Origin of the sequence: Kribbella flavida DSM 17836 (genome assembly GCF_000024345.1) — a bacterium.
GTDB classification, from domain to species: Bacteria; Actinomycetota; Actinomycetes; order Propionibacteriales; family Kribbellaceae; genus Kribbella; species Kribbella flavida.
Window position 1 is genome coordinate 5,227,876 of sequence record NC_013729.1, and the last position, 22,346, is coordinate 5,250,221.

General features: G+C 69.4%; 21 protein-coding genes and 2 tRNA genes. 7 read left to right on the forward strand and 16 right to left on the reverse strand.

Translation table 11 applies throughout. The features are described from left to right. Positions 1-8: 8 nt before the first annotated feature. A complete protein-coding gene (gene cofC / locus KFLA_RS24050) occupies positions 9-680 on the forward strand; it encodes a 2-phospho-L-lactate guanylyltransferase (RefSeq protein WP_012922423.1) in 672 nt (223 codons plus the stop codon). A gap of 33 nt (positions 681-713) precedes the next feature. On the opposite strand, the gene KFLA_RS24055 is transcribed toward cofC, so the two are convergent. The 6 genes from KFLA_RS24055 to leuC all read right to left on the reverse strand — a co-directional run bounded on the left by KFLA_RS24055 (position 714) and on the right by leuC (position 6,139). Beyond that, positions 714-920, reverse strand: a complete 207-nt coding sequence (locus KFLA_RS24055) for a hypothetical protein (protein WP_012922424.1) — start codon at positions 918-920, stop codon at positions 714-716. Between the two features lie 208 nt (positions 921-1,128). Next, complete coding sequence (locus tag KFLA_RS24060) at positions 1,129-1,722, reverse strand: HU family DNA-binding protein (protein WP_012922425.1); 594 nt, start codon at positions 1,720-1,722, stop codon at positions 1,129-1,131. 256 nt (positions 1,723-1,978) lie between these two features. Next, positions 1,979-2,164 carry a hypothetical protein gene (locus KFLA_RS24065; RefSeq protein WP_012922426.1) on the reverse strand — a complete coding sequence of 62 codons (186 nt, stop codon included), beginning with the start codon at positions 2,162-2,164 and terminating at the stop codon, positions 1,979-1,981. 76 nt (positions 2,165-2,240) lie between these two features. Then, on the reverse strand, positions 2,241-3,413 hold the full coding sequence (corA, locus tag KFLA_RS24070; protein WP_012922427.1) for a magnesium/cobalt transporter CorA: 1,173 nt from the start codon (positions 3,411-3,413) through the stop codon (positions 2,241-2,243). A 684-nt stretch (positions 3,414-4,097) separates the two neighbouring features. Further along, on the reverse strand, positions 4,098-4,697 hold the full coding sequence (gene leuD, locus KFLA_RS24075; RefSeq protein ID WP_012922428.1) for a 3-isopropylmalate dehydratase small subunit: 600 nt from the start codon (positions 4,695-4,697) through the stop codon (positions 4,098-4,100). Between the two features lie 11 nt (positions 4,698-4,708). Continuing rightward, the gene (gene leuC / locus KFLA_RS24080; RefSeq protein ID WP_012922429.1) at positions 4,709-6,139 is read right to left on the reverse strand and encodes a 3-isopropylmalate dehydratase large subunit; all 1,431 of its coding nucleotides are present in this window, start codon (positions 6,137-6,139) and stop codon (positions 4,709-4,711) included. Between the two features lie 132 nt (positions 6,140-6,271). Between leuC and KFLA_RS24085 the strand changes: the two genes are divergently transcribed. After that, positions 6,272-6,991 carry an IclR family transcriptional regulator gene (locus tag KFLA_RS24085; protein WP_012922430.1) on the forward strand — a complete coding sequence of 240 codons (720 nt, stop codon included), beginning with the start codon at positions 6,272-6,274 and terminating at the stop codon, positions 6,989-6,991. A gap of 320 nt (positions 6,992-7,311) precedes the next feature. Here the strand turns inward: KFLA_RS24085 and KFLA_RS24090 are convergent. The 5 genes from KFLA_RS24090 to KFLA_RS24110 form a co-directional block, all read right to left on the reverse strand. Continuing rightward, a tRNA-Glu gene (locus KFLA_RS24090) sits at positions 7,312-7,387 on the reverse strand. A gap of 81 nt (positions 7,388-7,468) precedes the next feature. Further along, positions 7,469-7,540: transfer RNA gene (locus tag KFLA_RS24095), tRNA-Gln, on the reverse strand. 118 nt (positions 7,541-7,658) lie between these two features. After that, positions 7,659-8,615: a CPBP family intramembrane glutamic endopeptidase gene (locus KFLA_RS24100; protein ID WP_012922431.1), complete on the reverse strand. Its 957-nt coding sequence runs from the start codon at positions 8,613-8,615 to the stop codon at positions 7,659-7,661. A gap of 4 nt (positions 8,616-8,619) precedes the next feature. Continuing rightward, a complete protein-coding gene (gene gltX, locus KFLA_RS24105; RefSeq protein ID WP_012922432.1) occupies positions 8,620-10,170 on the reverse strand; it encodes a glutamate--tRNA ligase in 1,551 nt (516 codons plus the stop codon). Further along, the gene (locus tag KFLA_RS24110; RefSeq protein ID WP_012922433.1) at positions 10,163-10,951 is read right to left on the reverse strand and encodes a fumarylacetoacetate hydrolase family protein; all 789 of its coding nucleotides are present in this window, start codon (positions 10,949-10,951) and stop codon (positions 10,163-10,165) included. Before KFLA_RS24110 ends, gltX begins: the two co-directional genes overlap by 8 nt. Positions 10,952-11,019: 68 nt before the next feature. On the opposite strand from KFLA_RS24110, the gene KFLA_RS24115 reads away from it, so the two are divergent. Both KFLA_RS24115 and KFLA_RS24120 read left to right on the forward strand, forming a co-directional pair. Beyond that, on the forward strand, positions 11,020-11,508 hold the full coding sequence (locus tag KFLA_RS24115) for a GNAT family N-acetyltransferase (RefSeq protein ID WP_012922434.1): 489 nt from the start codon (positions 11,020-11,022) through the stop codon (positions 11,506-11,508). Positions 11,509-11,533: 25 nt separating this feature from the next. Further along, a complete protein-coding gene (locus tag KFLA_RS24120) occupies positions 11,534-12,433 on the forward strand; it encodes a hypothetical protein (protein WP_012922435.1) in 900 nt (299 codons plus the stop codon). Here the strand turns inward: KFLA_RS24120 and KFLA_RS24125 are convergent. Beyond that, positions 12,426-13,265 carry a class I SAM-dependent methyltransferase gene (locus KFLA_RS24125; RefSeq protein ID WP_012922436.1) on the reverse strand — a complete coding sequence of 280 codons (840 nt, stop codon included), beginning with the start codon at positions 13,263-13,265 and terminating at the stop codon, positions 12,426-12,428. The two genes, KFLA_RS24120 and KFLA_RS24125, sit on opposite strands and share 8 nt — an antisense overlap. 274 nt (positions 13,266-13,539) lie before the next feature. Between KFLA_RS24125 and KFLA_RS24130 the strand changes: the two genes are divergently transcribed. From KFLA_RS24130 to KFLA_RS24140, 3 genes are all read left to right on the forward strand, one after another. Then, positions 13,540-14,121 (forward strand): DinB family protein, encoded by a 582-nt coding sequence (locus tag KFLA_RS24130; RefSeq protein WP_012922437.1) that lies wholly within the window; start codon positions 13,540-13,542, stop codon positions 14,119-14,121. A gap of 169 nt (positions 14,122-14,290) precedes the next feature. Further along, on the forward strand, positions 14,291-16,711 hold the full coding sequence (locus KFLA_RS24135) for a ribonucleoside-diphosphate reductase subunit alpha (RefSeq protein ID WP_012922438.1): 2,421 nt from the start codon (positions 14,291-14,293) through the stop codon (positions 16,709-16,711). Continuing rightward, positions 16,708-17,772, forward strand: coding sequence for a ribonucleotide-diphosphate reductase subunit beta (locus tag KFLA_RS24140; protein ID WP_012922439.1), 1,065 nt, complete (start codon positions 16,708-16,710; stop codon positions 17,770-17,772). Before KFLA_RS24135 ends, KFLA_RS24140 begins: the two co-directional genes overlap by 4 nt. Before the next feature lie 52 nt (positions 17,773-17,824). On the opposite strand, the gene KFLA_RS24145 is transcribed toward KFLA_RS24140, so the two are convergent. The 4 genes from KFLA_RS24145 to KFLA_RS24160 form a co-directional block, all read right to left on the reverse strand. Next, positions 17,825-18,997 carry an ROK family protein gene (locus KFLA_RS24145; protein WP_012922440.1) on the reverse strand — a complete coding sequence of 391 codons (1,173 nt, stop codon included), beginning with the start codon at positions 18,995-18,997 and terminating at the stop codon, positions 17,825-17,827. Continuing rightward, entirely contained in the window at positions 18,978-19,844 is an 867-nt protein-coding gene (locus KFLA_RS24150) for a carbohydrate ABC transporter permease (protein ID WP_012922441.1), read from the reverse strand. Before KFLA_RS24150 ends, KFLA_RS24145 begins: the two co-directional genes overlap by 20 nt. Positions 19,845-19,959: 115 nt before the next feature. Further along, a complete protein-coding gene (locus KFLA_RS24155) occupies positions 19,960-20,946 on the reverse strand; it encodes a carbohydrate ABC transporter permease (RefSeq protein ID WP_012922442.1) in 987 nt (328 codons plus the stop codon). A 7-nt stretch (positions 20,947-20,953) separates the two neighbouring features. Beyond that, the gene (locus tag KFLA_RS24160) at positions 20,954-22,345 is read right to left on the reverse strand and encodes an ABC transporter substrate-binding protein (protein WP_012922443.1); all 1,392 of its coding nucleotides are present in this window, start codon (positions 22,343-22,345) and stop codon (positions 20,954-20,956) included. Position 22,346: the final 1 nt, after the last annotated feature.

The window sequence follows — 22,346 nt, forward strand, 5'->3', positions numbered from 1 at the left end:
CCTGCCTGATGGCAGACCTACAGGTCGCTCCCTGGACGCTGGTGATCCCGGTGAAGCGTACGGCGATCGCCAAGAGCCGGCTCGCTGCGGCCTACCCTCAGCACCGCCCGGAGCTGGCGCGTGCCTTCGCCGCCGACACCGTCGCGGCCGCGCTCGGCTCTGCCCTGGTGCGTGCGGTTCTGGTCGTCACCGACGATCCTCTGGTCGCCGGTGACGTCACCGAGGCCGGGGCCCGGGTGATCGCCGATCTGCCCGGCGCGGGTCTCAACGAGGCTCTGGAGCACGGTGCCGCCGCGGCCGTTGCCGAGTTCGGGGAATCCGGTGTGGCCGCGTTGTCCGCGGACCTGCCGGCCCTTCGCCCGGCCGAGCTCACCGCCGCCCTCGCGGCCTGTACGGCCGCCCGCAGCTTCGTCATCGACCAGCCCGGCACCGGTACGACGATGCTGGCGGCAGCGGCCGGCGTCGCGCTGGATCCACGCTTCGGGGTGGGATCGGCGTTGGCGCACCAGGCGTCCGGCGCGGTGCCGCTCGAACTGGAGTCGATCCCGTCGTTGCGCCGCGACGTGGACACCGCCGCGGATCTCGCGCACGCCGTGCAGCTGGGCGTCGGTCCGCGGACCGCCGACGTGCTGTCGCTCGTTCTCGGCGCGGCGACCGGTTCCGAAGGGCTTGCCTGCTAGGCGTGTTGACCAACCCGCCGTCGGCGGGTGTTCTCAGTGCAGGGTGATGAAGTCGATCTTGCTGATCACCGTGCCGGCGCCTGATCCGCTGGTCTCGATCCGGACCCGCTGACCGGTGCGGAACGACCGTACCGGCGTACCGGCCATCTCGCCGGCGCTGAACGGGTACTCGACACCCGTGTCGGTCAGCACCGTGCCGGAGCGGGACGCTTCGTCGTAACGGCTCACAGTCGCCTGCATGGCCCCACGGTAGCCGTCCTGGTCTCCGCCCGCACTCCGGCTCTCTCGCTCCCCCGCACCCGCGGCGCCTTCCCCGCAGCGGCTGCCCCGCAGGTCCGGCGTACGGCGGACGTTGCCGTCGACATCTTCCCGGCACGGCGAAGGCCGGTCGCCCCTGGCGTGGGGTGACCGGCCTTCGCGGTGGTGCTGGGACCGCACTGCCCGAAGGTCAGCGGGACGTGGCCTTCTTGGCCGGCGCCTTCTTGGCAGGGGCCTTCTTGGCCGGCGCCTTCTTCGCGACGGTCTTGGCCGGGGCCTTCTTGGCCGGGGCCTTCTTGGCGACCGTCTTGGTGGCGGCGGCCTTGGCCGGGGCCTTCTTGGCCGGGGCCTTCTTGGCGACCGTCTTGGTGGCGGCGGCCTTGGCCGGCGCCTTCTTGGCGGCGGTCTTGGTCGCGACGGTCTTGGCCGGGGCCTTCTTGGCCGGAGCGGCTGCCTTGGTGGCGGTCGCGCCGGGCTTCGGCGTGGTCAGCTTCGGCAGCTTCTTCGCACCGGAGACGACGGCCTTCAGCTCCGCACCCGCACGGAACTTCGGAACCACGGTCTTCTTGGCACGCTTGGTCTCGCCGGTCCGCGGGTTGCGAACCATGCGGGCACCACGCTCGATGGCCTCGAAGGCACCGAACCCGGTGATGGCGACCTTGCCGCCCTTCTTGGTCAGCTCGCGCTGGACGGTGTCGATGACCGACTCCAGGGCGTGCTGGGCCGAACGGCGATTTCCGTCGAAGTGCACTGCGAGCGCTTCGACCAACTGGCTCTTGTTCACTGCTTCCCTCCGTGAACGTAGGCGTCGAGCACAGCGCTCGATCTCACGTGAACGTTATGGACTCATCGGGGAGTTCACAAACACCAACGCGGTTATTCGTCCTTGTTTTGGGCGATTCGGGCCCGAAAAGGCCCCGAATCGGCCTTTCGCGGGCTGCGGATTCCCTTCTGAGCAACGATCCGGCGACCTTCGGTGACTCCCGCCACAGCCCCTGCGACACGTCGTTCGGGGTCGTCGCGGAGTTCCGAAGGCCGGTTCAGCGACGCTTTCCGCGCAGCGATCGCAGGCCGGACCGGGCGGTGTCGAGCCCTCGGGTCACCGCACTGTCGCCCTTGCGGGCCCGCAGGACCTCACCCACCTTGCCCAGCAACCAGTCCACCACCGGCACCGCGATCGCCAGCACGACCCACATGATCAGGCGCCGGCGCAGGAACAACCACATCTTCTGCCTCCAAAGGTCTCGGTCTTTGCAGACCAGTGCCCGTCGGCGAAACCGTGCCTGCCGCAGGCGATCGGCGTCAGAGCCAGCCGCGGCGCTTGAAGACCTGGTGCAGACTGCCGCACACCAAAGCCATCAGGCCGATGGCGAACGGGTAGCCCCACTGCCAGTGCAGCTCCGGCATCACGTCGAAGTTCATCCCGTAGACGGTGCCGATCAGCGTCGGCGCGAACAGGATCGCCGCCCACGCGGAGATCCGCTTCACCTCTTCGTTCTGCGCGTTGCTGGCGACGGTGAGGGACTTCATCTCCTCGTTCTGCTGCTGGGCGACCAGCGTCGCGTTCACGGTCAGAATGTCGCGCAGCAGCTCGCGGAAGCCGTCCACCTTCTCCACCACCTGGGTGACGTGGTCGGCGACGTCGCGCAGGGACCGCTGCAGTTCCTCGTCCACGCCGTACTTGTCGAAACCCGCCCGCAACGAGTCCAGCATGCCGACCAGCGGCCGGGTCGCGCGCTGGAACTCGATCACCTCACGGGACAGCTCGTAGATGCGCCGCGACACCTTCGGGTCGCCGCGGAACACCTCGGTCTCGATCTCGTCGATGTCGTTCTCGAGCCCGGCGACCACCGGCGCGTACCCGTCGACGACCTTGTCCATGATCGCGTAGAGCACCGCCTCAGTGCCCTGCCGCAGCAGCTCGGGATCGCGTTCCACCCGGCGCCGTACCGCGGCCAGGTTGGGCGCCTCGGCGTGCCGGACCGTCACCACGAAGTCCGGACCGACGAACACGTGCACCTCGCCGAACTCGACCTCCTCGGCCGCGTCCCGGTAGCGCGCGGCCTTCAGCACCACGAACAACGTGTCCCCGTACCGCTCCAGCTTCGGCCGCTGGTGCGCCTGGATCGCGTCCTCGATCGCCAGCTCGTGCAGGTCGAACTCCTGCGCCAGCGAGGTCAGCTCCCGCCGGTCCGGCCGGTACAGCCCGATCCAGGCCAGGCTTTTCGGCGCCTCGTGCAGCACCTGGTAGGTGTCGGCCAGCGACTCCGGTGACGCCACGCGCCGCCCGTCGCAGTAGATCGCACTGTCGACAACGCTGTGCCCCTTGGGCTTGGTGTGCGAGCCATGCTCGGCCGGAGCGGTCTCCACCGGTCCAGGCGAAGTCGGCAGCCCCCCGGCGTACCGGCGAGCGGCAGCCCGCAACGAAGGGGTACGGCCGAAGGCGCGAAGAGTGCGCAGGCGCAGGTCGGACATGAGTCCTCCAGGGAAAGTGCAGACGGATGCAGCAGGGCCTTCGTCTGCCCGACCTCCGCGGCACGCCGCGCACCACAACCCACCCCCGACAACGCCAGAGCTCGCGCGGGGTGGGCTGACCTGGCCGAGGAGTCAGTTGCCTCGAGGTCGAGCGAGATCGGTATGTCTGGAGGGGTCACTGGTCATCAGCGCCTCACCTCCTAGATCTCGCACGCCTTGTCCGGACAACCCCGCAAGGGTAACACCGGAGTTATCGCCGGGGATGAGCGCTGCGTTACGCGGGGGTTTCCGGGGAGTGTGGGGTTGGGTGGGGTTCGAGGAGGCGAATCCCCACCGGACAAAGGGCTTCCTCGCGAGCTACCTGTCGCTGACGCAGGGCACGGTCCCTGGGATCTGGTCGCCGGTGGTCGCTGCCAAGGTCGTCCTCCGACAGGGGCGACCGGACCCGCAGCATCGCCGCCTTCGCGGGCGACAGCACGCACAGCTAGGCAGGCGACAGCACGCATTCCAGAAGGGGCGACAGCACGCGCACTCAACAACGGATGGGCGGGAGCAGGCACCGCGCGAACGGCAGCGAGCGAGGGGCCCGCGCGGGGATCAACCACGCGCACGCACCAACACAAAGGCACCACCCCGCCCCAAGTGCACACGCACAAGAGAACGAGGTGGTGCAATGACGCAGGATCAGGCCTTGGCAGGCAGGGTCGCCGGCTTGAACGCCGGGCGGGTCGCCTCGTACGCCTCGATGTCGTCCACGTGCGACAGCGTGATGCCGACGTCGTCGAGCCCGTTCAGCAGCCGGTACCGCGTGTAGTCGTCGATCTCGAACGGCGCCGACAGGTCCCCGGCCGAGATCGTCTTCGCCTCCAGGTCGACCGTCACCTTGGTGCCGGGGTCGTTCTCGATCGTCGTCCAGAGCTGCTCGACGACGTCCTGGGTGACGAGCGCGGCGAGCAGGCCCGCCTTGCCGGAGTTGCCCCGGAAGATGTCGCCGAACCGCGACGACACGACCACCCGGAACCCGTAGTCGAGCAGCGCCCACACCGCGTGCTCACGGGAGGACCCGGTACCGAAGTCGGGCCCGGCGACCAGCACCGAGACGCCGTCGTACTCCGGCTGGTTCAGGACGAAGGCCGGGTCGTTGCGCCAGGCGGCGAACAGGCCGTCCTCGAAGCCGGTCCGGGTGACCCGCTTGAGGTAGACCGCCGGGATGATCTGGTCGGTGTCGACGTTGCTGCGGCGCAGCGGAGCGGCCGTGCCGATGTGCTGGGTGAAGGCTTCCATGGTTCCTGTCCTCAGACGTTCTCGGGTACGGCGACCTGAACCGGCGGCAGGTCGGCCGGCGCGGCCAGCGTTCCGGTGACGGCGGTGGCGGCGGCGACCAGCGGCGAGACCAGGTGGGTCCGGCCGCCCTTGCCCTGCCGTCCTTCGAAGTTGCGGTTGGACGTCGACGCGCTGCGCTCGCCCGGCGCCAGCTGGTCCGGGTTCATGCCCAGGCACATCGAGCAGCCCGCGCCGCGCCACTCGGCGCCGGCGTCCTTGAAGATCTTGTCCAGGCCCTCGGCCTCGGCCTGCAGCCGGACCCGGCCCGACCCCGGCACCACCAGCATCCGGGTGCCGTCGGCAACCTTCCGGCCGGCCAGCACTCCGGCGGCCGCGCGCAGGTCCTCGATCCGGCCGTTGGTGCAGGAGCCGAGGAAGACGGTGTCGACCTGGACCTCGCGCAGCGGCGTACCGGCGGTGAGGCCCATGTACTCCAGCGCGCGCTCGGCGGCGACCCGGTCGTTCTCGTTGTCGAAGTCGTCCGGCGCCGGCACGTTCGCCGACAGCGGCACGCCCTGGCCGGGGTTGGTGCCCCAGGTGACGAACGGGGCGATCTCCTCGGCGCGCAGCACGACCTCGCGGTCGAAGGTCGCGTCGTCGTCGGTGGCCAGGCTCTTCCAGTACTCGACCGCGGCCTCCCAGTCGACGCCCTGCGGCGCGTGCGGCTTGTCCTTGAGGTAGGCGAAGGTGGTCTCGTCCGGCGCGATCATGCCGGCCTTGGCGCCCCACTCGATCGACATGTTGCAGATCGTCATCCGGGCTTCCATGGTCAGCGCGCGGATCGCCTCGCCGCGGTACTCGACGATGTAGCCCTGGCCGCCGCCGGTGCCGACCTTGGCGATCAGCGACAGCACCAGGTCCTTGGCGGAGACGCCATCCGGCAGCACGCCGTCGACGGTGACCGCCATCGTCTTCGGCCGGGCCTGCATCAGAGTCTGGGTGGCCAGTACGTGCTCGACCTCGCTGGTGCCGATGCCGAACGCGATCGCGCCGAACGCGCCGTGCGTCGAGGTGTGGCTGTCACCGCAGACCACGGTCATCCCGGGCTGGGTCAGCCCGAGCTGGGGGCCGATCACGTGCACGACGCCCTGGTCGGGGTCACCGAGCGTGTGGATCCGGATGCCGAACTCGGCGGCGTTGCGGCGCAGCGTCTCCACCTGGGTCCGCGACACCGGGTCGGCGATCGGCTTGTCCACGTCGTACGTCGGGACGTTGTGGTCCTCGGTCGCGATGGTCAGGTCCGGGCGGCGGACCTGCCGGCCGGCCAGCCGCAGCCCGTCGAAGGCCTGCGGGCTGGTCACCTCGTGCACCAGGTGGAGGTCGATGTAGAGGAGGTCGGGTTCCCCGTCGGCGTGGCGCACGACATGTGCGTCCCAGACCTTTTCCGACAACGTCCTGCCCATCAGACTTCTCCTTCGGGGTGTGTGGTGAGGTGCTCTGTCGCTCGCAGCGCGCCGCGGTGCCTTCCTACAGTGCTGCCGCGAGGGCTGCACAAGCGACTTGCGTTCCACGATTCGAGACGGCAATATCGTCCCATGGACAACTCTAGCGGAGTCGGCGTTCTCGACAAAGCAGCTCTCGTGCTGTCCGCCCTCGAGTCCGGGCCGGCGACCCTGGCCGGTCTGGTGGCGGCGACGGGACTGGCGCGGCCGACGGCGCACCGGCTCGCGGTCGCGCTCGAGCACCACCGGCTGGTGGGTCGTGACATGCAGGGCCGGTTCGTGCTCGGCCCGCGCCTGAGCGAGTTGGCCTCCGCGGCCGGTGAGGACCGGTTGCTGGCGACCGCCGGCCCGGTGCTGGCCCGGCTCCGCGACATCACCGGTGAGTCGGCGCAGCTGTTCCGCCGCCAGGGCGAGTACCGGGTCTGCGTGGCGGCCGCCGAGCGTCCGTCCGGTCTGCGCGACACCGTGCCGGTCGGCAGCCAGCTGACGATGGCCGCCGGGTCGGCCGCGCAAATACTGCTCGCCTGGGAGGACCCGGAGCGGATGCACCGCGGCCTCCACAACGCCACCTTCAACGCGGCCGCGCTGGCCGGCGTACGGCGGCGCGGCTGGGCCCACTCGGTCGGCGAACGCGAGCAGGGTGTCGCGTCGGTCTCCGCGCCGGTCCGCTCCCCCTCCGGCAAGGTGATCGCCGCGGTGTCGGTCTCCGGCCCGATCGAGCGACTCTCCCGCCAGCCCGGCCGGATGCACGCCCCCGCCGTCATGGCCGCCGCCGAACGCCTCTCCGAAGCCCTCCGCCGCGCCTCGGAGTAGCCGGCACGCGAAAAGGCCTCCCGCACACCCCGCGGCGAGGCCTTCTTTCTTTTGCACCCCACGGCTCAGGCCGCACCCCTGCCCCCGGAGCCCTCTGAGCACGCGAGCAAGCTCGCAGTAGTGGCGCAGGGACCCGTACGACGGTGAGCGCCGCGAAGGCTGGGGATGCGAGCAAGCTCGCAGGAGCTCTGCACTCCCGCGAGCTTGCTCGCGGGCCCAGCCCGGCAACTGCTGTCAGGTGATCGGGCAACGGCACCAGGCAAAAACTTTCTCCGAAAACCAGAAGCGCCTCTCACCTGGTGGTGAGAGGCGCTTTTCTCTGGTAGCCCCGACGGGATTCGAACCCGCGCTACCGCCTTGAGAGGGCGGCGTGCTAGGCCGCTACACAACGGGGCCAGAGGGTTGTTGCTCGGTCCTTGCGGACCTGGCAACGAGGAAGGACTCTACCGATTTTCATCGGCCGGGTCCAATCGCTCGCTGGGGTACTAGGACTCGAACCTAGACTAACTGAACCAGAATCAGACGGGCTGCCAATTACCCCATACCCCAAAGGCATTTCACCGGTTTCGTGAGCTCGTTTCCGCCCTCACGACCTGGCTCAGAGAGCATACCCAAACCGGGGCTCAGACACCAAAACGGCCCCCGGCGGGCCCGGATGTCACTCCCGTCACACCAGTCTCTTGCCCGGCCCGCCGACCACCGGAGCGTGCACCAGCGGCAGGTCACACGTGGTCGCCAGGTTCTGCTTGCGGGCCAGCAGCACCGCGACGACGCCGAACAGCACGAACTTCGACACGTCCACCGCCACCAGGGACCAACTGGCGTCCGACGCGTTGAGACTGGCGTTCACCGAGTCCGTCAGCGCGGCGTAGATGAACGTCATCACGTTGTTGGCCGCATGCGCCGCGATCGCCGCCTCCAGCCCCCCGGTGCGCAGGACGAGCATGCCCGCCACCAGACCGAACGCGAACCGGTCCAGGAACAACGCCGGGCTCTCCCACGGCCACACCCCGTGCGCCATCGTGAACAGCACGGTGGTGACGAGCACCGCGATCACCGAGCTGCGGACGAACGCACCGACCGCCTGCAGCAGGTAGCCGCGGAAGAAGTACTCCTCCCCCGCCGCCTGGAAGGTCGAGGTGAGCAACGTCACCGCGATCACCGCCGCCGCGTCCGCGGCGACGCCGCCGTTGCCGCCGAGCAGTTCGACGCCGCCGACCTTGATCACCCCGAGCATCAGCAGCTCGACCGCGATCGCGACCAGCCCGAACCAGGCCAGCGGCCGCCACCGGATCCGGCCCACCACCGACGACAGCAGCCCCGGTGTCTGCCGGTTCAGCCGGGTCGCGACCAGCATCGTCAGCGGGATCAGCACGATCAGGGTCAGGTTCGTCGCCAGCAGCCCGAACCACGAGATGGTGCCTTCGGGATCCTTGTGGATGCTGAGCCGGATCGTCTGGATCACCAGGCTGGCGAACATCCAGCCGGCCAGCACCGCGAAGGCGCCCAGGACCACCATCCAGCCGGACGTGACCGGGTTGCGCAGCAGCCGGTGGTACGGCTGCGGCCCCGGGTCGCGGACGTCCGCGGTGGAGCCGGGACGCGGCGTCGCGTCGTACGCCATCAGGTCACTCCGTCGGCAGCAGCGCGCGGGCCTGCTCGAGGCGGTGCAGCGACCGCTCCCGGCCGAGCAGCTCGAGCGACTCGAACAGCGGCGGCGAGATCCGGCGGCCGGAGATCGCGACCCGGACCGGGCCGAACGCGTTCTTCGGCTTCAGCCCGAGCCCGTCGATCAGCGACTGGCGCAGCGCGGCCTCGATCGCCTCGGTGGTCCAGTCGGACAGGTCCGACAACGACTTCACCGCCGCCTCGAGCACGGCGCCGGCGTCCCCGGTCAGCACCTTGCCGGCCGCGTCCGGGTCGACGGCGAACGCCTCGTCGGGCACGAACAGGAAGCCGAGCATGTCGACCGACTCCGACAGCGTGTTCATCCGCTCCTGCACCAGCGGTACGGCGGCGGTCAGCAACTGCTGCTGCTGCTCGGTCGGCTCGGCGGGCAGCACCCCGGCCTGGGCCAGGAACGGCACCACCCGGCGGCCGAATTCGGCCGGGTCGAGCAGCCGCATGTGCGAGGCGTTGATCGCCTCGCACTTCTTCGGGTCGAACCGGGCCGCGTTCGCGTTCACCTTGCGGATGTCGAACGCCTCGATCATTTCCGCCATCGTGAACACGTCGCGGTCCTCGGCGATCGACCAGCCGAGCAGCGCCAGGTAGTTCAGCAGGCCCTCGGGCAGGAAGCCGCGCTCCATGTACTCGCCGAGGCCGGAGCCCGGGTCGCGCTTGGACAGCTTCTTGTTGCCCTCGCCCATCACGAACGGCAGGTGCCCGAACAGCGGCGTCCGTCCGGTCCCGACGCCGATCTCGGCCAGCGCCTCGTACAGCGCGATCTGGCGCGGCGTCGACGGCAGCAGGTCCTCGCCGCGCAGCACATGGGTGACCTGCATCAGCGCATCGTCGACCGGGTTCACCAGCGGGTAGAGCGGGTGACCGTTGGCCCGGACCAGCACGTAGTCGCCGAGGTTCTCGGGCAGGAAGGTGATCTCGCCACGGACCAGGTCGGTGAAGGTGATCGGCCGGTCCGGCATCCTCAGCCGGACGACCGGGCGCCTGCCCTCGTCGATGTACGCCTGGACCTGCTCGGGCGTCAGCGTGCGGCAGTGGCCGTCGTACCCGCTGTGCTGACCGGCCGACCGGGCGGCCTCGCGGCGCTGGTCGAGCTCCTCCTGCGAGCAGTAGCAGTGGTACGCCCGGCCCGCGTCGAGCAGCTTGGCGACCACGTCGGCGTAGACGTCCATCCGCTCGGACTGCTGGTACGGGCCGAAGTCGCCGCCGACCTCGGGGCCCTCGTCCCAGTCGATGCCCAGCCAGCGCAGCGAGTCCAGCGTGAACTGGAGTCCCTCGGCGGTGTTGCGCGCGACGTCGGTGTCCTCGATCCGCAGCACCAGCTTGCCGCCGTAGTGCCGGGCGAAGGCCCAGGCGAACAGCGCGGTCCGGATGTTGCCGACGTGCAGGTAGCCGGTCGGGGAGGGAGCGAACCGCAGGCGGACCTGGTGCGGTTCGAGGCCGCCAAGTACGCCGCTGTCGTCGTCGAAGGGGGCAGCGGCAGGCCGGTCAGTCACGCACGATCACCTTGTTCGTCAGAGTTCCGAGTCCTTCGACGCTGATCGCGACCTCGTCGCCGGGCAGCATCGGACCGACACCCGCGGGGGTGCCGGTGAGCACCACGTCGCCGGGCAGCAACGTGGTGAACGAGGTGATGTAGGCCAGCACCTCGGGAATGTCGAAGATGAACTGCGAGGTCCGTCCGTCCTGCTTGAGCTCACCGTTCAGCTCGGTGCTGACCCGCAGGTCGCTGACGTCGAGCTCGGTGCTGATCCACGGGCCGAGCGGGCAGAACGTGTCGTAGCCCTTGGCCCGGGCCCACTGGCCGTCGGACTTCTGCAGGTCACGCGCGGTCACGTCGTTGGCGATCGTGTAGCCGAAGATCACCTCGTGCGCCCGCTCGCGGGGCAGGTCGCGGCAGATCCGCCCGATCACCACGGCCAGCTCGCCCTCGAAGTGCAGGTCGTTGGTCTGCTCGGGGTACACGATGCCGTCGCGCGGACCGACCACCGACGTGTTCGGCTTCAGGAAGATCAGCGGCTCGGCCGGCACGTCGTTGCCCAGCTCGGCGGCGTGCGCGGCGTAGTTGCGGCCGACGCAGACCACCTTGCTGCGCGGGATCACCGGGGCCAGCAGCCGGACGTCCGACAGCTGCAGCGTCTCGCCGGTGAACTGGACCGGCCGGTAGAGCGGGTCCGAGTCGAGCACGGCGACGGTGCCGACGAGTCCCTCGGGATCGTCGGTCTCGACAATCCCGTACTTCGGTTCGTCGTCGACGGAGAATCTGGCGATACGCACGGCAGGCCTTCAGTCGGTGGAGTGAACGGCCCGAGCCTACCGCCGGGCCGGGGTGAGACAGTTATCCGGTGACAACCGACATCCGGCCGGCCCGGCCCGACGAGTACGCCGCCGTCGGCGAGCTGACCGTCGAGGCCTACGCGAGCGACGGGTTCATCCCGGCCGGGTCAGGTCTCGGCGACACCCTGCGAGCAGCCGCCGACCGTGCGGAACGGGCCGAGCTCTGGGTCGCGACCGACGGCACCGACCTGCTCGGCACCGTCACCTACTGCCGCCCCGGATCCTTCTACCGCGAGATCGCCCGCGACGACGAGGGCGAGTTCCGCATGCTCGCGGTCTCCGGCAAGGCCCGCGGACAAGGCCTCGGGACCGCGCTGACCGTTCACTGCATCAACCGCTCCCGCGAACTCGGCTACCGTCGGCTGGTCATGTCCAGCGCCGACTACATGCTGCCCGCCCACCGCATGTACCAGCGGCTGGGCTTCACCCGGATCCCCGACCGGGACTGGTCCCCACGGCCCGGCGTAGCGTTGATCGCCTTCGCCCTGGACCTGTGAATCCGGAACCGACCAAGGAAGAGCTGTGACCGTCTCGACGTCCACCCTGCTGCCTTTGGCAGAGCCGACGCTGCTGACTCCCGCGGAGTGGGAGCCGCTGGTCGCCGCGCACGCGGCGCGGGTGGACGAGTTGGTCGCCGGGCACCTGGAACGGCGCCGCCGGCGCGAGGCTCATCCGGTCGAGGACTTCCTCTTCACCTACTACCCGACCCGCCCGAACCAGCTGCGAGTCTGGCACCCCGGCCCGGGAATTCACCTGCTCGGCGCCGCCCAGTACGAGGGCAGGCGCGGCTACCTGTACGCCGACGGGGTGGCCCGGCTGGACCCCGCCGAGGTGGAGCGACGCAGTGACAGCATCCGGTGGATCCGGCGGTTGCTGGCGGCGACGCTGAACCGCCAGCCGCAGTTCGGGTGCTTCGGGCTGCACGAGTGGGCGATGGTCTACCGGCTGCAACCAGGTGAGGTGCGGCACGAGAAGTGGCCGCTGCGGCTAGGGGCCGAGGGCACCGACCAGGTGGTCGATGCGCACAAGATCGGCTGCTCGCACTTCGACGCCTTCCGGTTCTTCACACCGTCGGCGCGACCGCTCAACGTCCTGCAGCCGACGCGGGAGGCCCAGCCGGACCTGGAGCAGGGCGGCTGCCTGCACGCCAACATGGACCTCTACAAGTGGGCCACGAAGCTGACGCCGTTCGTGCCGAGCGCGCTGCTGCTGGACTGCTTCGCGCTCGCCAAGGACATCCGCACCCTCGACATGCGCGCCTCGCCGTACGACCTGGCTCCGCTCGGCTACGACCCGGTGCAGGTCGAGACCCCGGCCGGCAAGGCGACCTACGCCGCGGCGCAGCGCGAGTTCGCCGCCCGCGCCCGTCCATTGCGCGAGCACCTCGTCGAACTCTGCGACGCCCTGCTGCCGGTCAGGTAGCCCAACCGTCGGGCTTCGTTGCCTTCAGCGCGAAGAGCAGCGGGATGCGGGGCGCGTCCTCCGGCAGTCGCCACCATCCCTCGGCGGTCTGCAGCATCGACGGCCAGCGCGGCCACGGCAGGACCTCCGACTCCCGAAGGCTGTCGAGGTGGAGTCCTCCGGCGGACACGCTGGTGACCAGCTCGCCGAGACCGTGCATCCACTCGAAACTGCGGTGCCGGCCCGGGACGACGTCCCCGGTGTACGTCACCGTCGACTCGTGGGCGATCGCTCCGCGGCCTTCCAGGTAGTCGTTGCGCAGGATCAGTTCGTCGGACTCCCCCGGCAACGAGACCGGACGGAGTGAGTTGAGCAGCGGGTGGAACTCGACGACGTAGAGCATGCCGCCGGGCTTCAGCAGCCGGCTGATCACGTCGACCCACTTCGGCAGGTCGGGCAGGTAGCAGAGCGCTCCCTTGCCGGTGTAGATGACGTCGAACGTCCGGCCCTGCAGGGCTTGCACCGCGTCGTACACGTTCGCGTGCACGTACTCGATGTCCACCTGCGCCTCGGTGGCGAGCCTGCGCGCCTCGGTCAGCGACTGCGCCGAGAGGTCGAGCCCGGTCACCCGTGCTCCGCGCCGCGCGAAGGCGATCGTCTCCGTGCCCAGGTGACACTGCAGGTGCAGCACCTCCCGCCCCGCGAGTTCGCCCAGGTCCTCCCACTCGTACTCCGCGAACCAGAACTCCGCGGGCCGGTCGTAGAAGTCACTGGCCGCGTGCAACGGCGCCCGGGCGTCCCAGTCCGCCTCGTTGGCCGCCACCTGCTCCAACTCCACCGCATCCAACCCCACGGGCCGCTCCGTCCCTCGCCGACTTCTGTCTTCCCAGTCTCTCCAAGCCCAGGTCCACGGATCGCCACTCAAACTCATCATCAACCTGCTCACCGACGTCAGGGGATCAGAGAACGCCTTCCTGGAGACGCCTGTCGCGGTGGACGCCCTACCAGCCTCACGCCGTCAGTGCCAGGACCAACACGCTGTGCTGATTGACTTTCCGCCGGCGTCTCGACCACAATTCGAACACATGTTCGATGCGTCATCAAATCGGGGAGCGTGAGGATCTGTGATGCCGGAACCGTTCGACTGGGCCATCCTGGAGCGACCGTCGGCGATGGCGATGGTGCGGGGCCAGCTCGGGGTCAGCTGGATGGTGCTGTCCGGCCGGCTCGCGGCACTGACCGACGAGCAGTACTTCTGGCGCCCCAGCGCCGAGGCCCTCACCGTGGTCCGCCGGCGGCACGCCGGGCGCTTCCGTGCGCTCGGCAGCGGCGAGTGGGTGGCGCAGTGGCCGGACGAGCCCGACCACCGCGGCCCGCGCACGATCGCCTGGCTGATCGCCCACCTGACCGAGACGTTCTTCGAGCGCTGGGAGTGGACCTTCGGCGAGCGGATCCAGGGGCGCGCCGACATCACCCTGCACGGCAACGCGCGGGACGCGGTCGCCTGGCTGGCGCACTGGGTCGACGCCTGGCAGCAGTCGATCGCCGAGCTGGACGAGCAGCAGGTGATGACGATCGGCCTCAGCCAGGCCTCCGAGCTGGATGCAGCCGAGCCATTCGGCCACGTCGCGCTCCGGCTCAATCGCGAACTGATACACCACGGCTCCGAAATCATGACGCTGCAGGACCTGCACGCGCTCGCCGCCTGACCCAGACCACAAGATGTGCACTTCCCGGCGCGTCGCCCCACAACATATGGGATCACCGCCTTAGGGTCACTACGACTGGTGGGTGTAGGTCAACTGCACCACAAGATGTAGTTCGCCCTCCGCCGGTCGCTGATCTTGGTCCCTTCGAATTCCTGTGGAGAGAGCGCCTGTGACCATCGTTTCCCCGTCCGCACCACCCACCCCGACAGCTGCCTTGAACGTCGAGCGGCTCCGGCTGATGGTGGCCGAGGCGTCCGCCGGCCTGGACGCTGTCGACCCGGAACTGATCCTCACCGAGACCCTCGGCTCCTGCTACGACGGCATCCCGCAGCACGAGGTGGAGCTGGCCCTCGTGATGGCCGCCCGCACGTACGTCGAGCAAGAGCCGCAGTACAGCCAGGCGGCCGCACGGTTGCTGCTCGACCAGATCCGCCGCGAAGTGCTCGGCCGGGTGCACGGCGAGCCCCGGCAGGCCAGCCAGGCCGACATGCGCACGGCGTACGCCGGCTACTTCCCGCGTTACCTGGCCGTCGGGATCGAGGCAGGGCTGCTCGATCACGAGCTGGCCAGCTTCGACCTCGACCGGCTGGCCGCCGCGATCCGGCCGGAGCGTGACCTCGACTTCACCTTCCTCGGCCTGCAGACGCTGTACGACCGCTACCTGCTGCACATCGACAAGACCCGCTTCGAGCTGCCGCAGGCCTTTTTCCTGCGCGTCGCGATGGGCATGGCGCTCAAGGAACACGACCGCGAGGCCCGCGCCCTGGAGTTCTACGAGCTGCTCAGCTCGTTCCGCTTCATGTCCTCGACACCGACGCTGTTCAACGCCGGCACCACGCGCCCGCAGCTGTCGTCGTGCTTCCTGACCACGGTCGAGGACGACCTGGCCGGCATCTTCACCGGCATCCGCAACAACGCCCTGCTCGCCAAGTACTCCGGCGGCCTCGGCAACGACTGGACCCCGATCCGCGGCATCGGCGCCACGATCCGCGGCACCAACGGCGAGTCCCAGGGCGTCGTTCCCTTCCTCAAGATCGCCAACGACACCGCGATCGCCGTGCATCAGGGCGGAAAACGCAAGGGCGCGGTCTGTGCGTACCTGGAGACGTGGCACGTGGACGTCGAGCAGTTTCTCGAGCTGCGGAAGAACACCGGGGACGAGCGGCGCCGGACGCACGACATGAACACGGCGAACTGGGTGCCCGACCTGTTCCTGCAGCGGGTGGAGGCCGACGCCGGGTGGACCCTGTTCTCGCCCGACGAGGTGCCCGGGCTGCACGATCTGTACGGCGCGGCCTTCGCGGCGGCGTACGAGCAGTACGAGCGGGCCGCGGACCGGGGTGAGATCCGGGTGTTCCGCCGGGTCCGCGCGGTCGACCTGTGGCGGCGGATGCTGACCGTGCTGTTCGAGACCGGGCACCCGTGGATCACCTTCAAGGACGCCTGCAACCTGCGGTCGCCGCAGCAGCACGACGGCGTGGTGCACTCCTCCAACCTGTGCACCGAGATCACCCTCAACACAACCGTCGACGAGACCGCCGTCTGCAACCTCGGCTCGGTCAACCTGGTCGCGCATCTGACCCCCGCCGGCCTCGACGCGGGCCTGCTCCGCGACACGGTCAGGACGGCCGTGCGGATGCTCGACAACGTGATCGACGTGAACTTCTACACCACCCCGGAGTCCGAGCGTGCCAACCAGCGGCACCGCCCGGTCGGGCTCGGTCTGATGGGATTCGCCGACGCGCTGTTCGCACTGCGCGTCCCGTACGCCTCGGACGCCGCAGTTGCCTTCGCCGACACGTCGATGGAGCAGCTCAGCTACCACGCGATCGAGGCGTCGAGCGACCTGGCCGCCGAGCGCGGCACGTACCGCACGTACGACGGATCGCTGTGGAGCCAGGGCATCCTGCCGATCGACTCGGTGGAGCTCCTGCGGGAAGCGCGTGGCGGCGACCTGGACGTCGACACCAGCACGACGCTGGACTGGGACGCCCTGCGCGCGAAGGTCCGGCGTGACGGCATGCGCAACTCCAACGTGCTGGCGATCGCGCCGACCGCGACGATCTCCAACATCTGCGGGGTCAGCCAGTCGATCGAGCCGACGTACAGCAACCTGTTCGTGAAGTCGAACATGTCCGGTGAGTTCACCGTGGCCAACCCGTACCTCGTCGCCGACCTCAAGGCGCGCGGACTGTGGGACCAGCGCATGGTCGACGACCTGAAGTACCACGACGGCGTCCTGAACCGGATCGAGCGGATCCCGGCCGACCTGCGCACGCTCTACGCGACCGCCTTCGAGATCGATCCGGCCTGGCTGGTCGCGGCGGCGTCGCGGCGGCAGAAGTGGATCGACCAGTCGCAGTCGCTCAACCTTTACGTGTCCGAGCCGTCGGGCAAGGCGCTGGACGAGTTGTACCGGTCGGCCTGGCGCCACGGTCTGAAGACGACCTACTACCTGCGTTCGCAGTCGGCGACCCATGTGGAGAAGTCCACCCTGCGAGGGACCGACGGCCGGCTGAACGCCGTCCCGGTCGAGCCGGTCGCCGCGGTCTGCGCCATCGACGACCAGGACTGCGAGGCCTGTCAATGACGACCACCACTCCACCGATCGCCGTCGGCGCCACGCGTGTCGAGGTCGCCGACAAGGCGATGATCAACGCCCGCGCCGACGTGAACCAGCTGCTGCCGCTGAAGTACCAGTGGGCATGGGACAAGTACCTTGCCGCGTGCAACAACCACTGGATGCCGACCGAGGTCTCGATGCAGGCCGACATCGCGCTCTGGCGCCGTCCGGCCGGAGCCAAGGACGGTCTGACCGAGGACGAGCGGCTGATGCTCAAGCGCAACCTCGGCTTCTTCGCCACCGCGGAGTCCCTGGTCGCGAACAACATCGTGCTCGCCGTCTACCGGCAGCTGAGCAATCCCGAGTGCCGCCAGTACCTGCTGCGCCAGGCGTTCGAGGAGGCCGTGCACACCCACACCTTCCAGTACATCTGCACGTCGCTCGGCCTGGACGAGGGCGAGCTGTTCAACATGTACCGCGAGGTGCCGTCGATCGCGGCCAAGGACGCCTGGGCGCTGAAGTACACCCGGCACCTGACAGACGGCGACTTCCGCACCGGGACGCCGGAGGCCGACACCGACTTCCTGCGGGACCTGATCGCCTTCTACGTGGTCTTCGAGGGGATGTGGTTCTACACCGGTTTCGCGCAGATCCTCGTCCTCGGCCGGCGCAACAAGATGGTCGGCATCGCCGAGCAGTACCAGTACATCCTGCGCGACGAGTCGCTGCACCTGAACTTCGGCATCGACTGCATCAACCAGATCAAGCTGGAGAACCCGCACCTGTGGACGCCCGCGTTCCAGGCCGAGGTCCGCCGGATGCTCACCGAGGCGTGCGAGCTGGAGGTCGCCTACGGCCGCGCCACCCTGCCGAACGGCATGCTCGGCCTGACCGCGGAGCTGTGCGAGCAGTACATGCACTTCATCACCGACCGCCGCGCCGAGCAGCTCGGCCTCGCCCCCCTCTTCGGCGAGACCCGCAACCCGTTCGGCTGGATGTCGGAGGTGATGGACCTGAAGAAGGAGAAGAACTTCTTCGAGACCCGGGTGATCGAGTACCAGTCCGGCGGCGGCCTCTCCTGGGACTGACCCTCAGCTCGCCGGTACGGCGTACGGCACGCGCGAGGACGAACTGGCGAGGTCAGCCGGCCAGGCGTTCGTCCACGGCGGCCGGGGAGTAGACCTCGTCGACCACCAGCCGGCCGACGCCTTGCAGCGCGGCGCGATCCGCGAGCCGGCCCGTCACCACGTCCAGGTGACGGGTCGCTCGCGGCAACGTGGCCTGGTAGAGCACCTCGTGCACGCCGGCCACGAAGTCCGTGTGCGCCAGGTCTCCGGCGATCATCAGCACCCCCGGGTTGATCAGGCTGACCACGGTCGCCAGCACCTCGCCGACCCGGCGACCGGCGTCCCGCGCCAGCCGCAACGCGTCGGGCTGCCCCGTCGCGAGCAGAGCGTGCACATCAGCGCCTGACCGGGCGGTGACGCCCAGATCGGTCAAGGCCGCGGCGACGGCACCACCGCTGGCCACCGCGGCCAGGCAACCGAGCGACCCGCACTGGCACTTGGCGTCACCCGCGTCCCGGACCCGGATGTGCCCGATGTCCCCGGCGCCCCCGTCGATCCCGCGGAACACCGCACCGTTGATCACCACCCCGGCGCCGATTCCGGTCGACACCTTGACCAGGACGAAGGCCGGACAGTCCGGATACCCGGCCGTCTGCTCCCCGAGGGCCATCGCGTTCGCGTCGTTGTCCACCAGCACCGGTACGTCGTACCGGCGGCGCAGGTGGTCGCGGATCGGGTACTCGTCCCAGCCCGGCATGATCGGCGGCCGGATCACCAGACCGGTGTCGAACTCCACCGGCCCCGGCACGGACAACCCGATGCCCGCCAGGTCGTCCACCGACCGCCCTTGGCCGGCCAGCAACGCCTCGAACCACGAGGCCAGCGTGTCCAGAACGACAGCCGGTCCGTCGGCGACCACCAGCTCTCCCGAGTGCTCGGCGAGCAGATTGCCGCCGAGGTCGAGCAGAGCAGCCCGTGCATGCCGGGTGTCGAGATCGGCGGCCAGCACCACGGCGTGCTGCTGGTCGAACTGCAGCACGGTCGGCGGCCGGCCACCCGTCGAGGCGGTGGATCCGGCCTCGACCAGCCAGCCGTTGCGCAGCAGCCCCTCCAGGCGCAGGCCAAGAGTCGAGCGGGACAGGCCGGTCAGCCGCTGCAGCTCGCCCCGGGTCCCGGCTTGGCCGGTGCGGACGAGGTGCAGCAGCTGACCCGCCGACGTCGCGCCGTCAGCTCTTGTCTGCCCCACTCGTCAGCCCTTCCGTCAGCATCCGTTCGGCGCCGTAGAACATCAGTACCACCGGCAGCGTCAGCACCACCGACCCGGCCATCAGCACGGTCTTCGGCACCTCCACCCCGTTCGCCAGCTGCTGCAACCCCAGCGAGACCGTCCAGTGGTCCGGCTCGGCCGCCAGGAACAGCAGCGCGAACAGGAACTCGTTCCACGCGATCATGAAAACGTACAGGGCGGTCGCCATCACCGAGGGCGCCGCCAGCGGCAGCACGATCCGGCGCAGGATGTCGAACCGCGAGCAGCCGTCCAGCGCCGCGGCCTCCTCGATGCTGACCGGCACGGTGCTGAAGTAGCTGCGCAGCATGTAGATCGCCACCGGCACGGTCTGCGCGATGTAGACGATGATCAGCCCGACCAGGCTGCCCTGCAGGCCGACCTTGGCGAACATCACGAACAGCGGCACGGCGAGCAGCGTCGCCGGGAACAGGTAGACGCCCAGGAACAGCGCCCCGACCTTGCGCGACCCGGTGAACCGCAGCCGGCTGACGGCGTACGCGCCCGGAATCGCCACCAGCAGCGTGAGCAGCATCGCCCCGATCGACACCACCGCGGAGTTGCGCAGCATCCGCGGGAAGCCCTGGCCGCCGTTCTCCACCGAGGTCAGCACCGAGCGGTAGGAGTCGACGCTGAACTCGCTGACCGACACCCAGATCCGTCCCGGGTCGAGCAGCAGCTCGTCGATCGGCTTCACCGACAGCAGCAGCATGTAGTAGAAGGGGAAGACCGTGGCGACCACCAGCACGGCGATCACCACCCACCGCATGATCCCGAAGAACCTGATCTGGAACATGACCCTGGTCATGGGGCCTCCTGGCCTGGACTGAGGAGTGCAAGGAGCGCAGCGACTGGAGCGACGAGGGAAGGCCAGGAGTTCGAGCCCCATGACCCGCCGCGCCGGAGGCGTGGCATATGCACAGTCACGACTGCTCCTCCTGCACCTTGCGGCCGAAGAACTTGAAGTACAGGCCCAGCAGGACGATCAGGACGACGGCCAGCACGACCGCCTGCGCCGAGGCAAGTCCGACGTCGAACCGCGCGGTCAGGAACCGGTAGACCCGGACCGCCACCACGTCGGTGCCCGCGCCACCACCGGTGAGCAGGTAGACGTCGTCGAACTTGTTGAACGTGAAGATGAAGCGCAGCACGCACAGCAGCGCGACCACCGGCAGCAGCTGCGGCAGCAGGATGAACCGGAACCGCTGCCACGGCGTCGTGCCGTCGACCACGGCCGCCTCCTCCAGCACCGCCGGGACCGCCTGCATCCGGGCGATCAGGAACAGGAAGGCGAACGGGAAGTACCGCCAGGTCTCGAACGCGATCACGGTGAACAACGCCATCGGCACCGGGACCCCGAGCACCTCGTACGAGCGCTGGGTGAGGAAGGCGATCGGCCGGTCCCAGCCGAGCCACTCGGTGCCCCAGTGGTTCACCACGCCGAGGTCCGGGCTCAGCAGCACCTGCCAGACGAACGCGACGGCGACCACCGGCGCGACGTACGGCAGCAGCATCGCGCCCCGGATCAGGGCCCGGCCGCGGAACGGTTTGCGCAGCGCGAGCGCGGCGACCAGCCCGACCACGATCGAACCGAGCGTCGATCCGATCGTGTAGACCAGCGTGGTCCACAGCGACGACCAGAAGCCGGGCGAGCCGAAGACCCGCTCCAGGTTCTGCAGCGTCCAGTTGCCCCACAGGCCCTGGCTCTGGATGTCGACCAGGCGGACGTTCTGGAAGGCCAGCATCACCGTCCACAGGATCGGCAGCACCACGACGAACAGCACGATCAGCAGCGTCGGCGAGACCAGCGCGACGCCGGTGCGGTTCTCCTCGCGGCGGCGCAGGTTCCGGGTCGGGCGGCGCGGCGGCGCCGGGTCGGTGGCGGCGGGTCTTTCGGTCACGGTTGTCATCTCAGCCTCACCCGAGCGAGTCCTGGATCGCGGCGACGTCGTCGGTCGCCTGCTCGGCGGCCTGACCGGCGTCCAGCTGACCACTGGCCAGCGCACTGATTGCCTTCGGCACCGGAAGTTCGCCGAGCGTGGCGCCCACCAGCGCGCCCTGGCCCTCGGTGATGCCCCAGCGCTGCATCTTGCCGACCCCCTCGCGCAGCTCGGCGATCACCGGCGGCGGGTAGATCGCAGCGAGCGGCTTGCGGGCATCGACGCCGATGTCGGCCTGGTTCCAGACCTTGTCGAACCTGGTCGGGTCCGCGGCGGTGCCGTGCCGGACGGGGAACTTGCCTTCGGCCGCCATCCCGAACCACTGCTCGTACCCCTGGTCGAGCATGTATCGGACGAGCTCACGGGACGCGTCGGCCTTCGCCGTCTTGGTCACCGCCCAGCCGTTCAGCTCGCCGAACTGGGCGGGCTCCTGGCTGTCCGGCCCCTGCACCGCCGTCACCACGCCGGTGTTGCGGGCCAACCACCCTTTGTCCTTCGCGCACGGCTCGCAGCTCGGCAACGCGTCCTCGCGCAGCCCGGCGAGCTCGTCCAGCAGGAACGAAGACCAGACCACCATCGCCGACTTGCCGGCGAAGTACGACGCCCGGGTGGAGTCGACGGTCTGGGTTCCGGCGGCGGAGTACCTCGTCGCGAGGTCGCCGTAGAACCGGAACGCCTCCCGGCAGCCGGGACTGTCGAGGGTGACCTTGCCGCCGCCGTCGACGAGCTGGCAGTTGTTCGCCAGCGCGAGGTGCTCGAAGCTCTGCTGGGTGAACGGGTCGGCCGGGTCGGTGGCGACCGAGATGCCCTCCACCTCGCCCTGGTCCAGCGTCTGCGCGGCCTTCTCGATGTCGGCGTACGTCGTCGGCGCGGGCAGCCCGGCCGCTGCGAACAGGTCCTTGCGGTAGTAGAGCAGCTGGGTCCAGCTGTCCGACGGTACGGCGAGCTGCCGGTCGCCCTCGCGGGTGAGTTCCAGCGCCCGCGGGTCGAAGGTGGTCTCCCCGAGGTCGGCGACCACCTGGTTCGCGGCGTCCGGGTTGAGCAGGCCGTTGCTGGACAGCTGCTGGATCGCGGCCAACGGGACCGCGCCGATCACGTCGGGCAGCCTGCCGGCCGCGGCCGCGGACATCACCAGCTGGCTCAGCTGCGGCTCGTCGACGCCGACGAGCTTCACCTGGATGCCGGTCTCGGCGGTGAACCGCTCGAGAATCTTCCGGGTGGTCTCCAGCCGCCCGGACACGTTCTCGAGCGACCAGACGGTGATGCTGCGGTCGTCGGCGGCACTGGAATCGTTGCCGCAGGCTGTGAGTAGCCCGGCGGCCAGCAAGAGCGCACTCGCGGTCGAGAGCGCCCTGGCGAAGCGTGACATG